Origin of the sequence: Micromonospora sp. B9E7 (assembly GCF_039871815.1) — a bacterium.
GTDB lineage: Bacteria > Actinomycetota > Actinomycetes > Mycobacteriales > Micromonosporaceae > Micromonospora.
In genome coordinates, this window is the sequence record NZ_JBDPLX010000002.1 from 76,514 (window position 1) to 92,223 (window position 15,710).

The 15,710-nt window shown below is 74.0% G+C and carries 12 protein-coding genes; 3 read left to right on the plus strand and 9 right to left on the minus strand.

The window, feature by feature from the left end; genetic code table 11:
• Nucleotides 1–53 precede the first annotated feature (53 nt).
• The 3 genes from ABGB10_RS03055 to ABGB10_RS03065 are packed head-to-tail and all read left to right on the plus strand — an operon-like array spanning nt 54 to nt 4,894.
• Complete coding sequence (locus tag ABGB10_RS03055; RefSeq protein ID WP_088988401.1) at nt 54–1,106, plus strand: MoxR family ATPase; 1,053 nt, start codon at nt 54–56, stop codon at nt 1,104–1,106.
• Between the two features lies 1 nt (nt 1,107).
• Entirely contained in the window at nt 1,108–2,406 is a 1,299-nt protein-coding gene (locus ABGB10_RS03060; protein ID WP_347659294.1) for a DUF58 domain-containing protein, read from the plus strand.
• A 16-nt stretch (nt 2,407–2,422) separates the two neighbouring features.
• Nucleotides 2,423–4,894, plus strand: a complete 2,472-nt coding sequence (locus ABGB10_RS03065; protein WP_347659295.1) for a DUF3488 and transglutaminase-like domain-containing protein — start codon at nt 2,423–2,425, stop codon at nt 4,892–4,894.
• 241 nt (nt 4,895–5,135) lie between these two features.
• Here ABGB10_RS03065 and ABGB10_RS03070 read toward each other — a convergent pair whose 3' ends face one another.
• The 9 genes from ABGB10_RS03070 to ABGB10_RS03110 all read right to left on the minus strand — a co-directional run bounded on the left by ABGB10_RS03070 (nt 5,136) and on the right by ABGB10_RS03110 (nt 15,708).
• On the minus strand, nt 5,136–5,534 hold the full coding sequence (locus tag ABGB10_RS03070) for a DUF3040 domain-containing protein (protein ID WP_278140794.1): 399 nt from the start codon (nt 5,532–5,534) through the stop codon (nt 5,136–5,138).
• A gap of 117 nt (nt 5,535–5,651) precedes the next feature.
• Nucleotides 5,652–6,911, minus strand: a complete 1,260-nt coding sequence (locus ABGB10_RS03075; RefSeq protein WP_347659296.1) for a DNA polymerase IV — start codon at nt 6,909–6,911, stop codon at nt 5,652–5,654.
• A 62-nt stretch (nt 6,912–6,973) separates the two neighbouring features.
• A complete protein-coding gene (locus ABGB10_RS03080) occupies nt 6,974–8,140 on the minus strand; it encodes a nucleotide pyrophosphatase/phosphodiesterase family protein (RefSeq protein ID WP_347659297.1) in 1,167 nt (388 codons plus the stop codon).
• Complete coding sequence (locus tag ABGB10_RS03085) at nt 8,137–8,913, minus strand: methyltransferase domain-containing protein (protein ID WP_347659298.1); 777 nt, start codon at nt 8,911–8,913, stop codon at nt 8,137–8,139. Before ABGB10_RS03085 ends, ABGB10_RS03080 begins: the two co-directional genes overlap by 4 nt.
• A gap of 66 nt (nt 8,914–8,979) precedes the next feature.
• The gene (locus tag ABGB10_RS03090; protein WP_282264940.1) at nt 8,980–9,153 is read right to left on the minus strand and encodes a hypothetical protein; all 174 of its coding nucleotides are present in this window, start codon (nt 9,151–9,153) and stop codon (nt 8,980–8,982) included.
• Between the two features lie 97 nt (nt 9,154–9,250).
• Nucleotides 9,251–12,637 carry an error-prone DNA polymerase gene (locus tag ABGB10_RS03095; protein WP_347659299.1) on the minus strand — a complete coding sequence of 1,129 codons (3,387 nt, stop codon included), beginning with the start codon at nt 12,635–12,637 and terminating at the stop codon, nt 9,251–9,253.
• A gap of 108 nt (nt 12,638–12,745) precedes the next feature.
• A complete protein-coding gene (locus ABGB10_RS03100; protein WP_347659300.1) occupies nt 12,746–14,434 on the minus strand; it encodes a DNA polymerase Y family protein in 1,689 nt (562 codons plus the stop codon).
• Nucleotides 14,431–15,156, minus strand: a complete 726-nt coding sequence (locus tag ABGB10_RS03105) for a hypothetical protein (protein WP_347659301.1) — start codon at nt 15,154–15,156, stop codon at nt 14,431–14,433. Before ABGB10_RS03105 ends, ABGB10_RS03100 begins: the two co-directional genes overlap by 4 nt.
• Before the next feature lie 102 nt (nt 15,157–15,258).
• The gene (locus ABGB10_RS03110) at nt 15,259–15,708 is read right to left on the minus strand and encodes an SAV_6107 family HEPN domain-containing protein (protein ID WP_347659302.1); all 450 of its coding nucleotides are present in this window, start codon (nt 15,706–15,708) and stop codon (nt 15,259–15,261) included.
• Nucleotides 15,709–15,710: the final 2 nt, after the last annotated feature.

The following is a 15,710-nucleotide window of genomic DNA, read 5'->3' on the forward strand; positions in this document are numbered from 1 at the left end:
CGGGTCCAGGTGCTCTAGTCAGAGCTGCCGTGACGGCGACGAGGAGGAGGCCCGTGACACAACAGACCTGGGACGAGGTGGGCGGCCTACTGCCGCACGACGAGTTCCGCGCCGCCAGCGAGGCCATCGTGGCCAACATCGAGCAGGTCATCGAGGGTAAGACCGCCACCGTGCGGCTCGCCCTGGCCGTCCTGCTCGCCGAGGGTCACCTCCTGATCGAAGACGTCCCGGGTGTCGGCAAGACCAAGCTGGCCAAGGCCCTCGCGCGGTCCATCGACTGCACCGTGCGGCGGATCCAGTTCACCCCCGACCTGCTGCCCAGCGACGTCACCGGGGTCAGCGTCTACAACCAGGAGACGCACGACTTCGAGTTCCGCCCCGGTGCCGTGTTCGCCAACCTGGTGGTCGGTGACGAGATCAACCGGGCCTCGCCGAAGACCCAGTCGGCGTTGCTGGAGTGCATGGAGGAGCGGCAGGTCACCGTCGACGGCGTGACCTACCAGCTGCAGACCCCGTTCATGGTCATCGCCACCCAGAACCCGATCGAGATGGAGGGGACGTACCCCCTCCCCGAGGCGCAGCGCGACCGCTTCACCGCCCGGATCGCGATGGGTTACCCGGACGTCAACGCCGAACTGGCCATGCTCGACGGGCACGGTGCCACCGACCCGCTGCACGAGCTGCGCCCGGTGTCCGACGCGAACATCGTCCGGCAGCTCATCTCCACCGTCCGGCAGGTGCACGTCGCGGACGCGGTCAAGCAGTACGCGATCGACCTGGTCACCGCCACCCGCGAGGCCCCCGACCTGCGGCTCGGCGCCTCCCCCCGGGCGACCCTGCAACTGCTGCGCACCGCCCGGGCGGTCGCCGCCCTGGAGGGCCGCGACTACGTCCTCCCCGACGACCTGCAGGCCCTGGCGGTGCCGGTGCTCGCGCACCGGATCATCCCGACGGCCGACGCGCAGCTCGCCCGGCGCACCACCGACGCGATCGTCTCCGAGCTGGTGCACCGCCTTCCGCTGCCGCACGACCGGCAGCGCAACCCGTACGACACCCGGCCCGCCACCGGCAACGGCCGCGCGCCCTACGAGCCGCGGAGGCCATGACGTGCGTGCCGGGCTGCGCGGGCTGACCACCCGCGGGCGCTCCTTCCTCGCCGCCGCGCTCGCGGCGGCGATTTCGGCGGGCATCCTCGGCGAGAAGGACCTGCTGCGGGTGGCGGTGTTGTTGGCCATCCTGCCGTTGCTGGCGGCGGCCTACGTCGGACGCAGCCGCTACAAGCTGGCCTGCAACCGTTCACTGGACCCGCACCGGGTTCCGGTCGGCGCCAACTCGCGGGTGGTGCTGCGCCTGCAGAACCTCTCCCGGCTGCCGACCGGCACCCTCCTCCTCGAGGACCGGCTGCCCTACGCGCTGGGCAGCCGGCCCCGGGTGGTGTTGGAGCGGCTCGGCGCGCACCAGGCCACCTCCGTGGCGTACACGGTGCGGGCCGACGTGCGCGGTCGCTACGACGTGGGCCCGCTGGTGGTCCGGATGACCGACCCGTTCGGCCTGTGCGAACTCACCCGGTCCTTCCCGAGCACCGACCACCTGACGGTCATCCCGCAGGTCACCCCACTGCCGTCGGTGCGGCTCCCCGGGGAGTACGCGGGCAGCGGCGACAGCCGGGCCCGGTCCGTGGCGGTGCACGGCGAGGACGACGCGGCGACCCGGGAGTACCGGCGCGGCGACGACCTGCGTCGGGTGCACTGGAAGTCCACCGCCCGCACCGGCGAGCTGATGGTGCGCCGCGAGGAGCAGCCGTGGGAGAGCCGGGCCACGGTCGTCCTGGACACCCGTGCGTACGGCCACCGCGGTGAAGGGCCGACGGCCAGTTTCGAGTGGTCCGTCTCCGCCGCCGCGAGCATCGCCGTCCACCTGCGCCAGGCCGGTTACAAGCTGCGTCTGGTCACCGGCTCCGGGGCGGACGTGGACGCCTCGGAGGGCGGCGGTGACGGGGCGCTGCTCGACCACCTCGCGGAGGTCCGGCTGGATCAACGCGCCGAGGTGACCGACCTCGTGCAACGGGTCCGCCAACGCGCCGACGGCGGTTTGATCATCGGGTTGTTCGGCACGGTGAGCGTGGCCGAGGCCGAACTGCTGGCCGGGCTGCGCGGCAACGGCGCCACCTGCGTCGGGTTCCTGCTGAACAGCTCGACCTGGCTCAGCCTGCCGGAGAAGGCCCGCGCCGAGGCGGAGCACGCGCACGGCACCGCCGTCCTCGCCATGGTGCGAAGCGGCTGGCGGGTGGTCGGAGTCGACCACGGCGGCCGACTGCCCGCGCTGTGGCCGCAGGCCGGTCGGGGCTCCCAGGGCTTCGCCCTGCGCGCCGCACTGGCCGAGACGGTGGCCGGCGGCGTGCGATGAACGGAAGGTTCCCCTCATGAACGCCAGTCGCAACATCGGTGTGGTGGCGGCCGCGGCGACACTGCTGGCGGCCGCGCCGCTGTCCGCCATCTTCCAGAGTTGGACGTGGCTGATCGAGTCCATCATCGCGGTCGCGGTGGTGGCCGGGATGGCCGCGTTGACCAGGCTCGCCCGAGCACCCCTGTGGGGTCAGGTGCTGGGCATGCTCGCCGGCCTGGTCCTCGCTCTGACCTGGTTGTTCCCCAGCGGCAGTGAGCTGCTCGCCTTCCTGCCCACGCCGGGCACGTTGGCGCACTTCAGCGACCTGATCGCCGGGTCCGCACAGGACATGCGCTCGTACGGCGTCGAGGTTCCCGACACCGACCCGCTGCTGTTCATCACCGTGCTCGGCGTCGGTGGGGTCGCCGTACTCGTCGACGTCCTGGCCGTCGGGCTGCGCCGACCCGCGCTGGCGGGGCTGCCGATGCTCGCCATCTACTCGGTGCCGGTCGCCGTCTACGTGGACAGCGTCCCCGCGGTGCCGTTCGTGGTGGGCGCCGCCGGCTACCTCTGGCTGCTGGTCACCGACAACGTCGACCGCGTACGCCGCTTCGGACGGCGGTTCACCGGTGACGGCCGCGACGTCGACGTGTGGGAGGCCTCGCCACTGGCGTCCGCCGGTCGCCGGCTCGCGGTGATCGGGGTGGTCCTGGCGGTGGCCCTGCCCCTGGCGGTGCCGGGCATGACCGGTGGAATGCTCGACAGCATCAGCCGGGGGTCGGGGAACGGCACCGGGAACGGGAACGGCTCGGGCGGCACGTCGGGTCGGATCGACCTGTTCGCGTCGCTCGCCGGCCAGCTCAACCAGTCGCAGGTGTTCGACATGGTCAAGGTCACCACCACCGAGGAGAACCCGTTCTACCTGCGCTACGCGGTCGCCGACGAGCTGCGTCCGGCTGGTTTCCTGGCGCGCAGCCCGAGCGGCCGGCCAGCCAACCGGGACCTGCCGGACCCAGCCGACCGGGCCGGCCGGGGCGTGCAGCGCACCACCTACCGGGCGACCGTCGAGGTCACCAAGAGCCTGAGCATGGCGCTGATGCCGGTGTACGCCGAGCCGGTGCGTACCGAGGACCTCAGCAGCAACTGGTTGTACGACCCCAACCAGCAGATCGTCTTCTCCAACCGGGAGAACTCCCGGGGCCGTAAGTACTCCTTCGACTACGTCCGCTCGACGTACACTCCGGCGGTGCTGCGGGCTGCGCCGCCGCTCCCGGCGGACCACCCGGTACGCCGACAGATGACCGCCACCCCCGAGCGGGTGCCTGAGGTGGATGAGCTGGTCAAGGGGCTGGTCCAGGGCAAGCGCACCGACTACGACCGGGTGCTGGCGATCTACCAGCACTTCTCGGCGGACAACGGATTCAAGTACCGACTGAGCACCGAGAGCGGCAGCAGCGGGCAGGACATCGTCAACTTCCTGACCAACAAGGTCGGCTACTGCCAGCAGTACGCGGCGGGGATGGCCTGGCTGGTCCGCGCGTCCGGTATCCCGGCCCGGGTGGCGTTCGGGTTCACCAACGGCAGCAATCGCGACGGTGACACGTTCACGCTGACCAACCTCAACCTGCACGCCTGGACCGAGGTCTTCTTCGACGGCGTCGGTTGGGTCCCCTTCGACGCCACCCCGGCGTACGGGGTGCCCGGCTCCACCCGATCGGCCTGGGCACCGGACACCGACGCGCCGGAGCCGTCCACGCCGGGCACCGGTGTCACGGACACCCCGACCGGCCCCGAGGCGTCGGCCGGGCCGGCCGGGCCGGACAACGCGGACCGGGAAATCGACGAGGGGCTGTCCCTCGGCGGCACGACCCCCGACGACCAGCCACCGGTCTGGCCCTGGTGGGCGGCGGGCCTGCTGGCCCTGCTGGCACTCCTCGCGGTGCCTGCTCTGCGCCGGCTCGCGCTGCGACGTCGGCGGGGCGGCCGGACGACGAGCGCCACCGTGGCCGCCACCGTCGTTGACGACGGCGCCGAGCCGGGCGCCCGTGCGGTGGTGGTCGGCGCGGACGCCAACCGTGCCCGCGCCGACGCACACGCCGCCTGGGCGGAGCTGCTCGACACCCTGGTGGACTTCCGGGTGCCGGTCGACCTGACCGAAACGCCCAGGGCGACCGCGGACCGGCTTGTCCGGGACACGCTCGACGACGACGCAGCGGTGGAGTCGGCGCGGCTGCTCGGTAGGGCGGAGGAGCGGGCCCGGTACGCGCGGGATCCGCTGACCGGTGAGAAGTTGTCGCCGGCGCTCGGCGTGGTCCGTGGGGCACTCGCCGCACGGGCGGACCGGCGGACCCGTCTCGTCGCCGCGGTGTTGCCGCCGTCGGTGCTGCTGCGCTGGAGGACCGCCCTGGCGGACGCCTCCAGCCGAATGGTGGCGCTGACCGGACGGACCCGGCACCAGCTGCTGCGCTGGAACCCCCGCCGACTGCTGGCCGACCGGGCGGCACGCTGAGCAACGCAAGTCCGGGTGTGGGGCGGCGGCCGGTGGGCCGCCGCCCCACGCCGCATCAGGCGTCACACGCGGCGCCCCGCTAGGTGGATCTTGAGCGGCGCGGCGCGTCGGCCGGGAAGGAGGCAGCAGGCAGAGGGCGCGCGGATACCACTGAGGTCGCCGGCGGAATGCCCGACGACCCGCTCGTCGCGACGTACGGCCGCCTCAGCGGCGTACGGCCCGCCTCAGCGGCGGGGTCGGCTCACCGGTGCCCCTCCGGGCGCTGCCGCCACCTGTCCTCCATGCGGTCCAGGATCGACGACCGGCGACCGGATCGGCCACCGCGCGGGCGACGACGACTCGTCGTGCCGCCCACCACGTGCAGGTCGGGTGACTGCGCCCGCCGGTGCGACTGCACCGCGAACGCGGCCGACGCCAGCATGACGACGAAGCCCGCCACCGCCAGTGGTGGAGTCTTGATCACCGCGCCATAGACCAGTAGAGCCAAGCCAGCGATGATGACGCCGGCGGCGACGAGCAGGCGACGCCGCGCATGGAAGCGCGGATCGCTGGCGCGCACGGCCGAGGCGAATTTGGGGTCCTCGGCAAGCGACCGCTCGATCTGATCGAACAGCCGCTGCTCGTGCTCCGAGAGCGGCACGGCACTCCTCCCCGGTCACGTTGAGTCGGGCCCACTCGGGCCGACAGACCGTGGCAGCCAGCTGGCTGCTTACCCGCAAGTCTACGAGGGGGGTCGCGCGTCGGAAAGCGGGACGACCTATGGGTGGGGTGGATTTTCCTTCCGGCGGGGATCAGGGTCGCCCATCAGACTGGCCGGACCTATGACGGACCGCCCGAAACGGGCAGCGGCGGCGTCCGCGGCAGCTTCCGCTTCGCGCCAGCCACGCTCGGGCGCGCCGAGAGTGAGCTGCCGGGGAGCGCCCTGCGCCGAGGCGAGCCCCTCGACCCGGACACCGACGAGTCGGATCCGCTCGCCCGGGTCCAACGCGGTGTAGAGCGCCCAGACCGTGTCGAACATCTCCCGAGCGGTGTCGGTGGGCACATCCAGGGTGCGGGAGCGGCTGACGGTGCGGAAGTCCGCCAGCCGGACCTTGAGCGCGACGGTGCGCCCGACCTGCCCGGAACCCCGCAACCGGACACCGACCTTCGCACTGAGCGCGAGCAACGCACGGCGGATCTCCAGCGGGTCGGCCACGTCGACGTCGAAGGTCACCTCGGCGCCGATCGACTTGTCGACGTGCTCCGGGCTGACCCCGCGCGGGTCCCGTCCCCAGGCCAGCTCGTGCAGATGCGCCGCCGAGGCCGCACCGACCGCCCGACGGAGCATGCCCACCGGCGCCTCGGCGAGGTCACCGACCGTGGCCAGGCCGAGCCGGCGCAGCGCCTCGGCGGCGCGCTCCCCCACCCCCCACAGCGCGTCCACCGGCAGCGGGTGCAGGAAGTCGAGCACCTGCCCCGGCGGCACCACCAGCAGGCCGTCCGGTTTGGCCCGGGTGGAACCCAGCTTGGCCACGAACTTGCTCGGCGCCACCCCGACCGAGCAGGTCAGCGCCTGCTCGTCGGCGACCCGGCGGCGGATCAGCCGGGCGATGGTGGCCGGGGAGCCGAAGAGCCGTCGGGCGCCGGTGACGTCGAGGAACGCCTCGTCGAGGGAGAGCGGCTCGACCAGCGGGGTGACGTCCCGGAAGATCTGCATGACCGCCCGGGAGGCGGTGCTGTAGGCGGTGAAGTCCGGTGGCAGGTAGACCGCGTGCGGGCAGCGGGCCCGGGCCCGACTGGTCGGCATCGCGCTGCGTACCCCGTACCGGCGGGCCTCGTAGCTGGCCGAGCTGACCACCCCACGGGGCCCGACGCCGCCGACGACCACCGGCCGGCCGCGCAGCTCGGGTCGGCGGCGTACCTCGACGGCGGCGAAGAACGCGTCCATGTCGACGTGCAGGATCGGGCTGCCGGAGTCGTCGGCGTCCGGCCCGAAGCGCGGATCGTCGCCCCGGGGCAACGACTGACTGCGGCCCATCCCGGCAGGTTAACCCGGGGGTACGACACCACCGGCCACCAGTGGGCCGGACCGCACACCGGTCAGCCGCGGACGACCAGCAGCGGCACCGTCAGTTCGGCGGCGGTGTCCGACCCGTGGTACGCGACCAGCTTCGACGCCATCGGCCGCTCGGTACGGCTGGCCATGACCGCGTACGTGTCGTTACAGGTCACCACCACGTCGCCGATCCGGCCCAGATGTTCCTCGGGCACCGGCCCGAACCAGCCTGTCGCCACCGCCTCGTCGCGGGTGCGGACCCGGGCCGCGGTGCCCAGCACCTCCGACCACGCGGCCAGCACGTCGTCGATCGCGCCCGCCTCGGCGTGCAGGTAGCGGACCCGGGCCTCACCGGCCACCAGCCGCACCCCGGCACGCAGCCGTGGGTCGGTGTCCAGGTCGAAGCGGTGTGCCGCGGGTACGTCGAGCTGGCCGTGGTCGGCGGTCACCAGCAGTGCCGCGTCCGGCGGCAGCCCGTCGACCAGCCGGGCGAGCAGAGTGTCCACCTCGGTGGCGGCGACCCGCCAAGGCTCCGAGTCGACGCCGTAGACGTGGCCGTACCGGTCCAGGTCGGCGTGGTAACCGGAGACCAGGGTCGGCCCGGGGCCGATGGACAGCGCGGCCAGCATGGCGGCGGCCACCGCCTCCCCGCCGGCGGCGCCCCGGAAGTCGCCGCCCCGGTTGGCGGCCAGGGTCAACCCGCTGCCGCCGAACTCCGGCCGACTCACCACGGTCGTCGTCACGCCGGCGGCCCGGGCGCGCTCCAACTGGGTGGGCACCGGCTGCCAGGTCAACGGCGACGGGTCGGCAGCCCAGTCGGTGTGGGTGAGCACCCGGTCGGTGCCGGGCACCCGCACGGTGAAGCCGAGCACCCCGTGCGCGCCGGGTGCGACGCCGGTGCCCAGCGACACCAGACTGGTCGGGGTGGTGGACGGGAAACCGGCGACGATCGGCCGGGCCACCGTCGCCGCGAGCCCGGCGAGCGTCGGCGCGTACGGCGCGGCGGTCGGCAACTGGTACCACCCGAGCCCGTCGACCAGCAGCACGGCGATCCGGCGTACCCCCGCCAGGGCGGGGACGAGCCCGAGCGGGTCGGCCGAGCCGGGGACGCCCAGCACGGCGAGCGCGCTGGGCAGCACGTCGGCGAGACGGCCGCCGCCGTGGTCCGGCCCGAGGACCGCCAGCGGCGCCACGACTGGCGACTCGCTCATGCCGGCCGGCGGGCGAACAGGTGCAGTTGGGCGGCCAGGTCCCGGTACGGCGGCTGGGCGGCCAACGCCCGTTCCAACTCGACCAGGGCGGCGGGCTGCCCGTCGGCGACAGCGGCCGGCAGCAGGTCGGCCAGCACGCGTACCCCGTGGATCTCCTCGACCGCGAGCCCGGCGGCGCCGAGCAGCGCGGCGGCGCCGGGGGCGTCGTAGCGTCGTCGCAGAGTGTCCCGAGGCCCGGCGGTGCCGGCCGGGTCGGTGGCCAGCGCGGTCGCGACGTCGAGGTGGCCGTTCATCGCGCGGCCCAGCACGGCGGCGGCCCGCCCGGCCACGAGCACACTGGCCGCGCCGCCGGGACGCAGCGCGGTGGCCAGCGCCGCCACCACGGGCGCAGGGTCGTCGACCACCTCCAGCACGGAGTGGCAGAGCACCAGGTCGACGCCGGCCGGCTCGACCAGCCCGGCGAGGGCGTCGCCGTCGCCCTGCACGGCGGCGATCCGGTCGGCCACGCCGGCCTCGGCGGCCCGGCGGGTGAGCGCGGCGAGCGCGTCCGGGCTGGCGTCGACCACGGTGACCCGGTGCCCGGCGCGGGCCAGGGGTACGGCGAAACCGCCGGTGCCGCCGCCCACGTCCAGCACGGTGAGCTCGGCGTCGCCGCGCCGGTCCAGTTCGGCGCGGAGCACCGACCAGATCACGGCGGTACGGGGGGTCAGCGGCGGCCCGGCGAACCGGCCTCGGGTCTGCTCCACCCGGTCGAGCCTAGTCACCCGGTCCATTCCCGGTGCGGGCGTGTGGCGGGCACACCCGCCACCCGTCCGGTCGGTGTTGCGGCACCCGGTCGGTCAGGACTCGGTGCCCTCGACCTCGTCCTCGGCCCGGGACCGGCGCTCGTTGGCCACCGGGCCGTTGGTCACCTCGTACTCGCGGGGGTCGGCAAGGTGCGACGGCACCCAGGTCGCACCCAGCCGGGTCCGCCGGGCGTTCGCGATTCCACCGGTGTACGCGTGATTCCCCATCACTGTCATTCCCCCTCACGGATCACGGGCCGCTCTGCCCGCTCGGGGACGAGTCTCCCGCCCACCGCCGCAGGAAACCGTAATGTGGATCACTAGTTCAGCGGAAGTCACGGGAGGCAGGGCTGACCGGTGGCTCGATGGCGTCCAGCCGATCGGCCACCAGGTTGGTCACCCCCTCGTGCCGCTGCAACTGCCCCCTGACCACCAGCGCGGCGCTGGTCCGGGCCACCCGCCGGTAGCGCTGCCACAGCCCCGGCGAACAGGTGACGTTGAGCATCCCCGTCTCGTCCTCCAGGTTGAGGAAGGTGACGCCGCCTGCGGTCGCCGGACGCTGCCGGTGGGTGACGATGCCACCGACCCGGATCCGCTGCCCCGGCTCCACCCGGCCGAGCCGGGCGATCGGCACCGCGCCGAGCACGTCGAGCTGACCTCGGATGAACCGGGCCGGGTGGCTCTCCGGCGACAGCCCGGTTGCCCACACGTCGGCTACCAGCCGGTCCACCGCCTCCATCCCGGGCAGCGTCGGCGCCGCCGCGCCGGTCACCGTGCCGGGCAGCCGGCCCGGCCGGTCCTGGGCCGCCGCGCCGGCGGCCCACAGCGCCTGCCGCCGGGTCAGCCCGAAACAGGCGAAGGCGTCCGCGGTGGCCAGGGCCTCCAGTTGCGCGGCGGTGAGACCGACCCGCCGGGCCAGATCAGGCATGTCCCGGTACGGCCCACCGGTGACCCGTTCGGCCTCGATCCGCTCGGCCACGTCGACGCCGAGGGTCCGTACGCTGGACAGGCCGAGCCGGACGGCGGGACCGCCCAGCCCCCAGGCGTGCGGCGGCTCCCCCGGCCCGCTGCCCCACCGGGTGTCCGGGGTGGACTCCAGCACCGCCTTCGACCCGCTGGCGTTGATGTCCGGACGACGGACCTCCACGCCGTGCCGGCGGGCGTCGTCGGCCAGGGTCTGTGGGGAGTAGAACCCCATCGGCTGGGCGTTGAGCAGCGCCGCCAGGAACGGCGCCGGGTGGTAGCGCTTGAGCCAGGAACTGGCGTAGACCAGGTAGGCGAAGCTCATCGCGTGGCTCTCCGGAAACCCGTAGCTGGCGAACGCGGTGAGCTTGCGGTAGACGTCGTCGGCCAGCTCACCGGTGATGCCCCGCTCGGCCATCCCGGCGTAGAGCCGGTCGGCGATCCGGCTCATCCGCTCGACCGACCGTTTGGCGCCCATCGCCCGGCGCAACTGGTCAGCCTCGGCCGCGTCGAAGCCGGCCAGGTCGATGGCGAGCTGCATCAACTGCTCCTGGAACAGCGGCACACCCAGGGTCTTCTCCAGCGCGTTGCGCATCAGCGGGTGCGCGAAGGTCACCGGCTCCTGGCCGTTCTTGCGCCGGATGAACGGGTGCACCGAGCCGCCCTGGATCGGGCCGGGCCGGATCAGCGCCACCTCCACCACCAGGTCGTAGAACTCGCGGGGCTTGAGCCGGGGCAGGGTGGCCATCTGGGCGCGGCTCTCCACCTGGAACACCCCGACCGAGTCGGCTCGGCAGAGCATGTCGTAGACCTCCGGGTCGTCCAGCGTCATGTCACCGAGGTCGAGCCGGGACCCGATCATGTCGTAGCCGTAGTGCAGCGCGGAGAGCATGCCCAGGCCGAGCAGGTCGAACTTGACCAGACCGACCGCCGCGCAGTCGTCCTTGTCCCACTGGAGCACGCTGCGCCCGGGCATCCGCCCCCACTCCACCGGGCAGACCTCGATCACCGGACGGTCGCAGATCACCATGCCACCGGAGTGGATGCCCAGGTGCCGCGGGAACGTCTGCAACTCGTTGGCGTACTCCACCACCTGCTCGGGGATGTTCTCGACGTCGACCGTGGCGACCGAGCCCCACCTGTCGATCTGTTTGCTCCAGGCGTCCTGCTGCCCCGGCGAGTAGCCGAACGCCTTGGCCACGTCCCGCACCGCCGACCGGGGCCGGTAGGAGATGACGTTGGCGACCTGGGCGGCGTGCTCCCGGCCGTAGCGGGTGTAGACGTGCTGGATCACCTCCTCCCGACGGTCGGACTCGATGTCCACGTCGATGTCGGGTGGGCCGTCCCGTTCCGGGGCGAGGAACCGCTCGAAGAGCAACCGGTGCCGGACCGCGTCCACATTGGTGATCCGCAACGCGTAGCAGACCGCCGAGTTCGCCGCCGAACCCCGGCCCTGGCAGTAGATGTCCTGCTCGCGGCAGAACGTGACGATGTCGTAGACCACCAGGAAGTAGCCGGGGAAGCCCAGCTCCTCGATCATGTTCAGCTCGTGGTCGAGTTGCGCGTACGCCGTCGGGTGCGCCTGCGGAGGGCCGTAACGCTCGCGTGCCCCGTCGGCGGTCAGCTTCCGCAGCCAGCTCATCTCGGTGTGCCCCGGTGGCACCGGGTACGCCGGTAGCTGCGGCGCGACGAGCTGGAGGTCGAAGGCCAGCTCGGCGCCGAACTCGGCGGCCCGCGCCACCGCACCCGGGTACGCGGCGAACCGGGCCGCCATCTCCGCGCCGCTGCGCAGGTGGGCGGTGGCCGCCGCGGGCAGCCATCCGTCGATCTCGTCCAGGCTGCGCCGGGCCCGGACGGCGGCGACGGTGGTGGCCAGCCGCCGCCGGCCGGGGCTGGCGTAGTGCACGTTGTTGCTGGCCACCGTCGGCAACCCGGCCGCGGCGGCCAGGTCGGCGAGTGCGTCGTTGCGGTCGGCGTCGACCGGGTGGCCGTGGTCGGTCAGCTCCACCGCCACCGTCTCCGCGCCGAAGAGCGAGGTCAGCCGGTCCAACTCACGGGCCGCCGCGTCCACCCCCTCGGTGAGCAGCGCCCCCGGCACGTGCCCCTTGCGGCAGCCGGTCAGCACCAGCACGTGGTCGCGTAACTCGGCGGCGATCTCCTCCAGCTCCCCGTAGACCGGGCGGCCCTTCTCCCCGCCGCGCAACTGGGCGCGAGCGATGGTGGCGGCCAGCCGGGCGTACCCCTCATGGCCGTGCGCGAGCACCAGCAGGTGCGAGCCGTGCGGGTCGGGCTCGCCGTTCTGCGGACCGGGAAGCCCGAGGGAGAGCTCCGCGCCGAAGATGGTCGGCAGGCCCAGCGTGCGGGCCGCCTCGGCGAAGCGGACCACCCCGTAGAAGCCGTCGTGGTCGGTGACGGCGAGCGCGGTGAGCCCCAGCCGGGCCGCCTCCTCGGCCAGCTCTTCGGGGTGGCTGGCACCGTCGAGGAAGCTGAAGTTGGTGTGCGCGTGCAGCTCCGCGTAGGGCACCACACCGTCGGGGCGGGTCAGCTCCGGCGGCTGGTACTGCTCGCGGCGGCGGCTCCAGGCCGGGGAGTCGCCGCCGTCGGCGTCCACCGCGAGCGGGTCCACCACGTGCAGGTGCCGCTCCTCGCGCGACCGCCCGCCGCCCGACCGGCCGGAGCCGGCGCTGGCCCGCCCGGAGAGCACCCGTTCCAACTCCGACCAGGGCATCTTCGGGTTGTTGAAGCTCATTCCCGCACTCTCGGCCGGATCGACTCGACCTCCGGGAAGTCGGGCTGTCCGAGTCGGCGGGACACCCCGACTTCCGGGATACCGGGTCGATCAAGTTCGGCTGGACGCTCAGTCATAGATCGCCTCCACCAACCACTGCCCGGCCTCGACGGCGAGCAGCAGGGCGGTGCCGTCGGCCAGGCAGACCTGGAACCGTGCCCGCCGCCGAGCCTCGGCTGGGGCCCACCACCGCTCGTCCACCGGCCACGGGCCGACCCAGCCGACGATCTCCGCCGGCCGGCCGGTGCCGACCACCAGCCGGGCGGGCGGAGCGCTCACCGCCAGCCGCGCGCTGATCACCACCGCCTCACCAGCGGCGTCGTGCACGGTCGCGGCGAGCGGGCTGGGCAGCACCACAGCCGGTGCGGGCGCCGGCAGCCGGCCGGGCCACGGTGGAACCCCGCCGGCACCGCGGTCAGCAGGCCGACCGGCACTGACGGCCCGGCCGCCGCCACTGGCGACGGGCTCCCCGGGCAGCGGCGCCGGGCCGGGACGCGCGATCGGCTCCCCGGGCAGCGGCGCCGGGCCGGGGCGGGCGGGGAGGCGTTCGTCGCCCCACGGCACCAGTCGCACCTGGTCGGCTGGGGAGCGCCCACCGCCGAGCACCGCGGTGACCACCGCCTCCGGGCCGAGGATGCCCTGCACACGGCTCAACGCCCGGTGCGCCCGTTCCCTCTCCTCGCCGGTCTCCCCCCACAGGCCGGCCTGCAGACCGGCCTGGGCGATCACCCCGTCCGGGATCAGTCGCAGCCGGATGATGCCGGCCGTCGGTCGGGCCGACCGGGCGCCGGTGCGGCCGTTGCTGCCGGAGAGCCAGCCGTCGAGCTGCCAACGCACCCGGTCGGCGATGGCCGCGGCGGTGAGCAGGCCGTCGTGCCGCCACACCCGGTGCAACTCCTGCCCGTGCTCGGTGACCGCCTCGATGCCGAGCCGGGTGCAGGCCAGCCCGTGCCCGGCCAGCCGCTCGTGCAGTTGCTCAGCCAGCGCCCGGGCGACGAACGCCGCCACGTCGACCCGGTCGATCGGCTCGTCCTGCTCGGCGGTCACCGTCAGGTCGGCCGGCGGTTGCCGGACTGCGAGCGGGCGGTGGTCCCGCCCGGCGGCCAGCCGATGGGCCAGCGCCCCGTCGAACCCGAACCGGGCCAGCACGTCACCAGCCGGCAGTGCGGCGAAGTCACCGAGGGTACGCACACCGAGCCGACGCAGCAGGTCGGCCAGCGCCGAGCGGCCGAGCGCCTCGACCGGCAACCCGGCCAGGAACCCCGGTGTGCCACCCGGTGCCACCACCCGACCAGAGCGAGCGGCCAACCCGGCCGCGAACACCCCGTCGGCGATGCCGACCTGACTCTCCACCAGGCACGACTGGGCGACGTGCTCGATGATCCGCTCGGCGGCCGCCTCCTCGCCACCGAGGTAACGACTCGGCCCCCGGGCGGCCACCGCGCAGGCGCCCGGACGGACCACCTCGACGCCGGCGACCAACTCCTCCACCGCGGCGACCACCGGCTCGAACGCCCGGGTGTCCCGACCCGGGTCGTAGTCCACCACGGTGAGCTGCGGGCAACGACCCTGCGCCTCCCGTTTGCGCAGGCCTCGGCGCACCCCCTCGGCACGGGCCCGCTCGGAGCAGGCGACCACCCGGTTGGCGTGCAGCACGGCGACCGGGCCGGTCGCCGGCACCCCGTCGACGATCTCGGCGGCGAGCACCGGCCAGTCCGGGCACCACAGCAGCAGAGTCCGTGCCGGCGAGCCGGTCACTCCCGACCGACCAGGGCGAGCGACGCGGTCGGACGACCCACGGCCGACGGCTTCGGGCGGGGGATCACCCGGGTCAGCCCGTCACCCGGTAGCCAGACCTTGATCTCCTTCGGTCGCGCGGCTGCCCCACGCCCACGCGCCGAGACGGTGACCTCCCGGCGACGCAGCCGCCCCCGACCAGATCCGAGCCCTTCCCAGACGCCACGGACCACCTGCAGCGTCACGTCCGCGCCGTCCCACCGGCCGTACGGGACGAGCACGCTGCCGCGCTGCCGCGCCCGGGCGGCCAACCGGGTGGCGACCGAGGCGGAGACGGTGGCCGGCACGGCGGTGACCACGACGTCCACCCCGTCGATCAGCGCGGCGACCACGGTGGCCCACTCCGGGCCGGGATTCGGCACCAGGGCCAGCCGGTCCAGGGCGATGCCCAGCTCGGCGGCCGCACCCGCACCGAACGTCGGCACACCGACCACAGCGCACCACGAACCGGACCGGGACGCCTCGGCGAGCAGGGCCAGCATCAGCGAGGTGCCACCGCTGCGCTGGGGCTGGCCGGCGGCAACCGCGATGGTGCTGCCCCGGCGTAGACCCCGGTTGGGCAGCAGGCCGGTCAGCTCGGGCACCACCGGCAGCACCCGGTGGCCGCCGACCTGGTCAGGCGCGCTCGCCGGACGCACCAGATCGGCCAGTGCGGCGGAACCGACCACCGTGCGGCCCGCCATTGGACCAACTCCCCCGTCGTTGCTGTGGATCAGATCAGGATCGGCACGCCGTGCCACCGGCCGCCCGGCTCCCCCCGCAGGGCGGTCGGTGGCACGGCGGGATCATGCGGCGAGGCCGTCCAGGGCCGGCTGGTGGGCCACGCCGAGCGCGGTCTCCACCACCGTGACGAACTGTTCGGCAGCACGGAGCAGATCGTCTGCCTCCCGGGCGCTGACCACCCGGGGGATGCCGGCCTCGGCGGCGGCGCGCTTGCTGGCACCGGCGGCGAAGAACCGGGACCACTCGTCGAGCTCCGGAGCGACCGCGCTGAGGAGGACCCAGACGCTGGTGATCCGGTTGCGTCGACTCGGCGCGGGCCGGGCACGGGCGGCGAGCAGGGCGGCCGCCGCACGCAGTGCCGCCAGGTGGGCAGCCGCGTAGCGCAGACCGTCAGGTCGGGTCTGGCCGGCCTCGACCAGCCCACGCCGGGCCAACGTGAGGAGCTGGGCGGGGGTGCGGTGCGGCAGCACGTGCGCCGGCACCGTCGGTGCCTGAGCCGGGTTGGTCGGCATGG

What these genes read in the sequence shown, in the direction of transcription:
- ABGB10_RS03065 (WP_347659295.1), top strand. Translation starts at nt 2,423, where the DNA reads ATGAACGCCAGTCGCAACATCGGTGTGGTGGCGGCCGCGGCGACACTG.
- ABGB10_RS03105 (WP_347659301.1), bottom strand. Translation starts at nt 15,156, where the DNA reads ATGGCGGGCCGCACGGTGGTCGGTTCCGCCGCACTGGCCGATCTGGTG.
- ABGB10_RS03095 (WP_347659299.1), bottom strand. Translation starts at nt 12,637, where the DNA reads ATGAGCTTCAACAACCCGAAGATGCCCTGGTCGGAGTTGGAACGGGTG.
- ABGB10_RS03085 (WP_347659298.1), bottom strand. Translation starts at nt 8,913, where the DNA reads ATGGACCGGGTGACTAGGCTCGACCGGGTGGAGCAGACCCGAGGCCGG.
- ABGB10_RS03075 (WP_347659296.1), bottom strand. Translation starts at nt 6,911, where the DNA reads ATGGGCCGCAGTCAGTCGTTGCCCCGGGGCGACGATCCGCGCTTCGGG.
- ABGB10_RS03080 (WP_347659297.1), bottom strand. Translation starts at nt 8,140, where the DNA reads ATGAGCGAGTCGCCAGTCGTGGCGCCGCTGGCGGTCCTCGGGCCGGAC.
- ABGB10_RS03110 (WP_347659302.1), bottom strand. Translation starts at nt 15,708, where the DNA reads ATGCCGACCAACCCGGCTCAGGCACCGACGGTGCCGGCGCACGTGCTG.
- ABGB10_RS03090 (WP_282264940.1), bottom strand. Translation starts at nt 9,153, where the DNA reads ATGGGGAATCACGCGTACACCGGTGGAATCGCGAACGCCCGGCGGACC.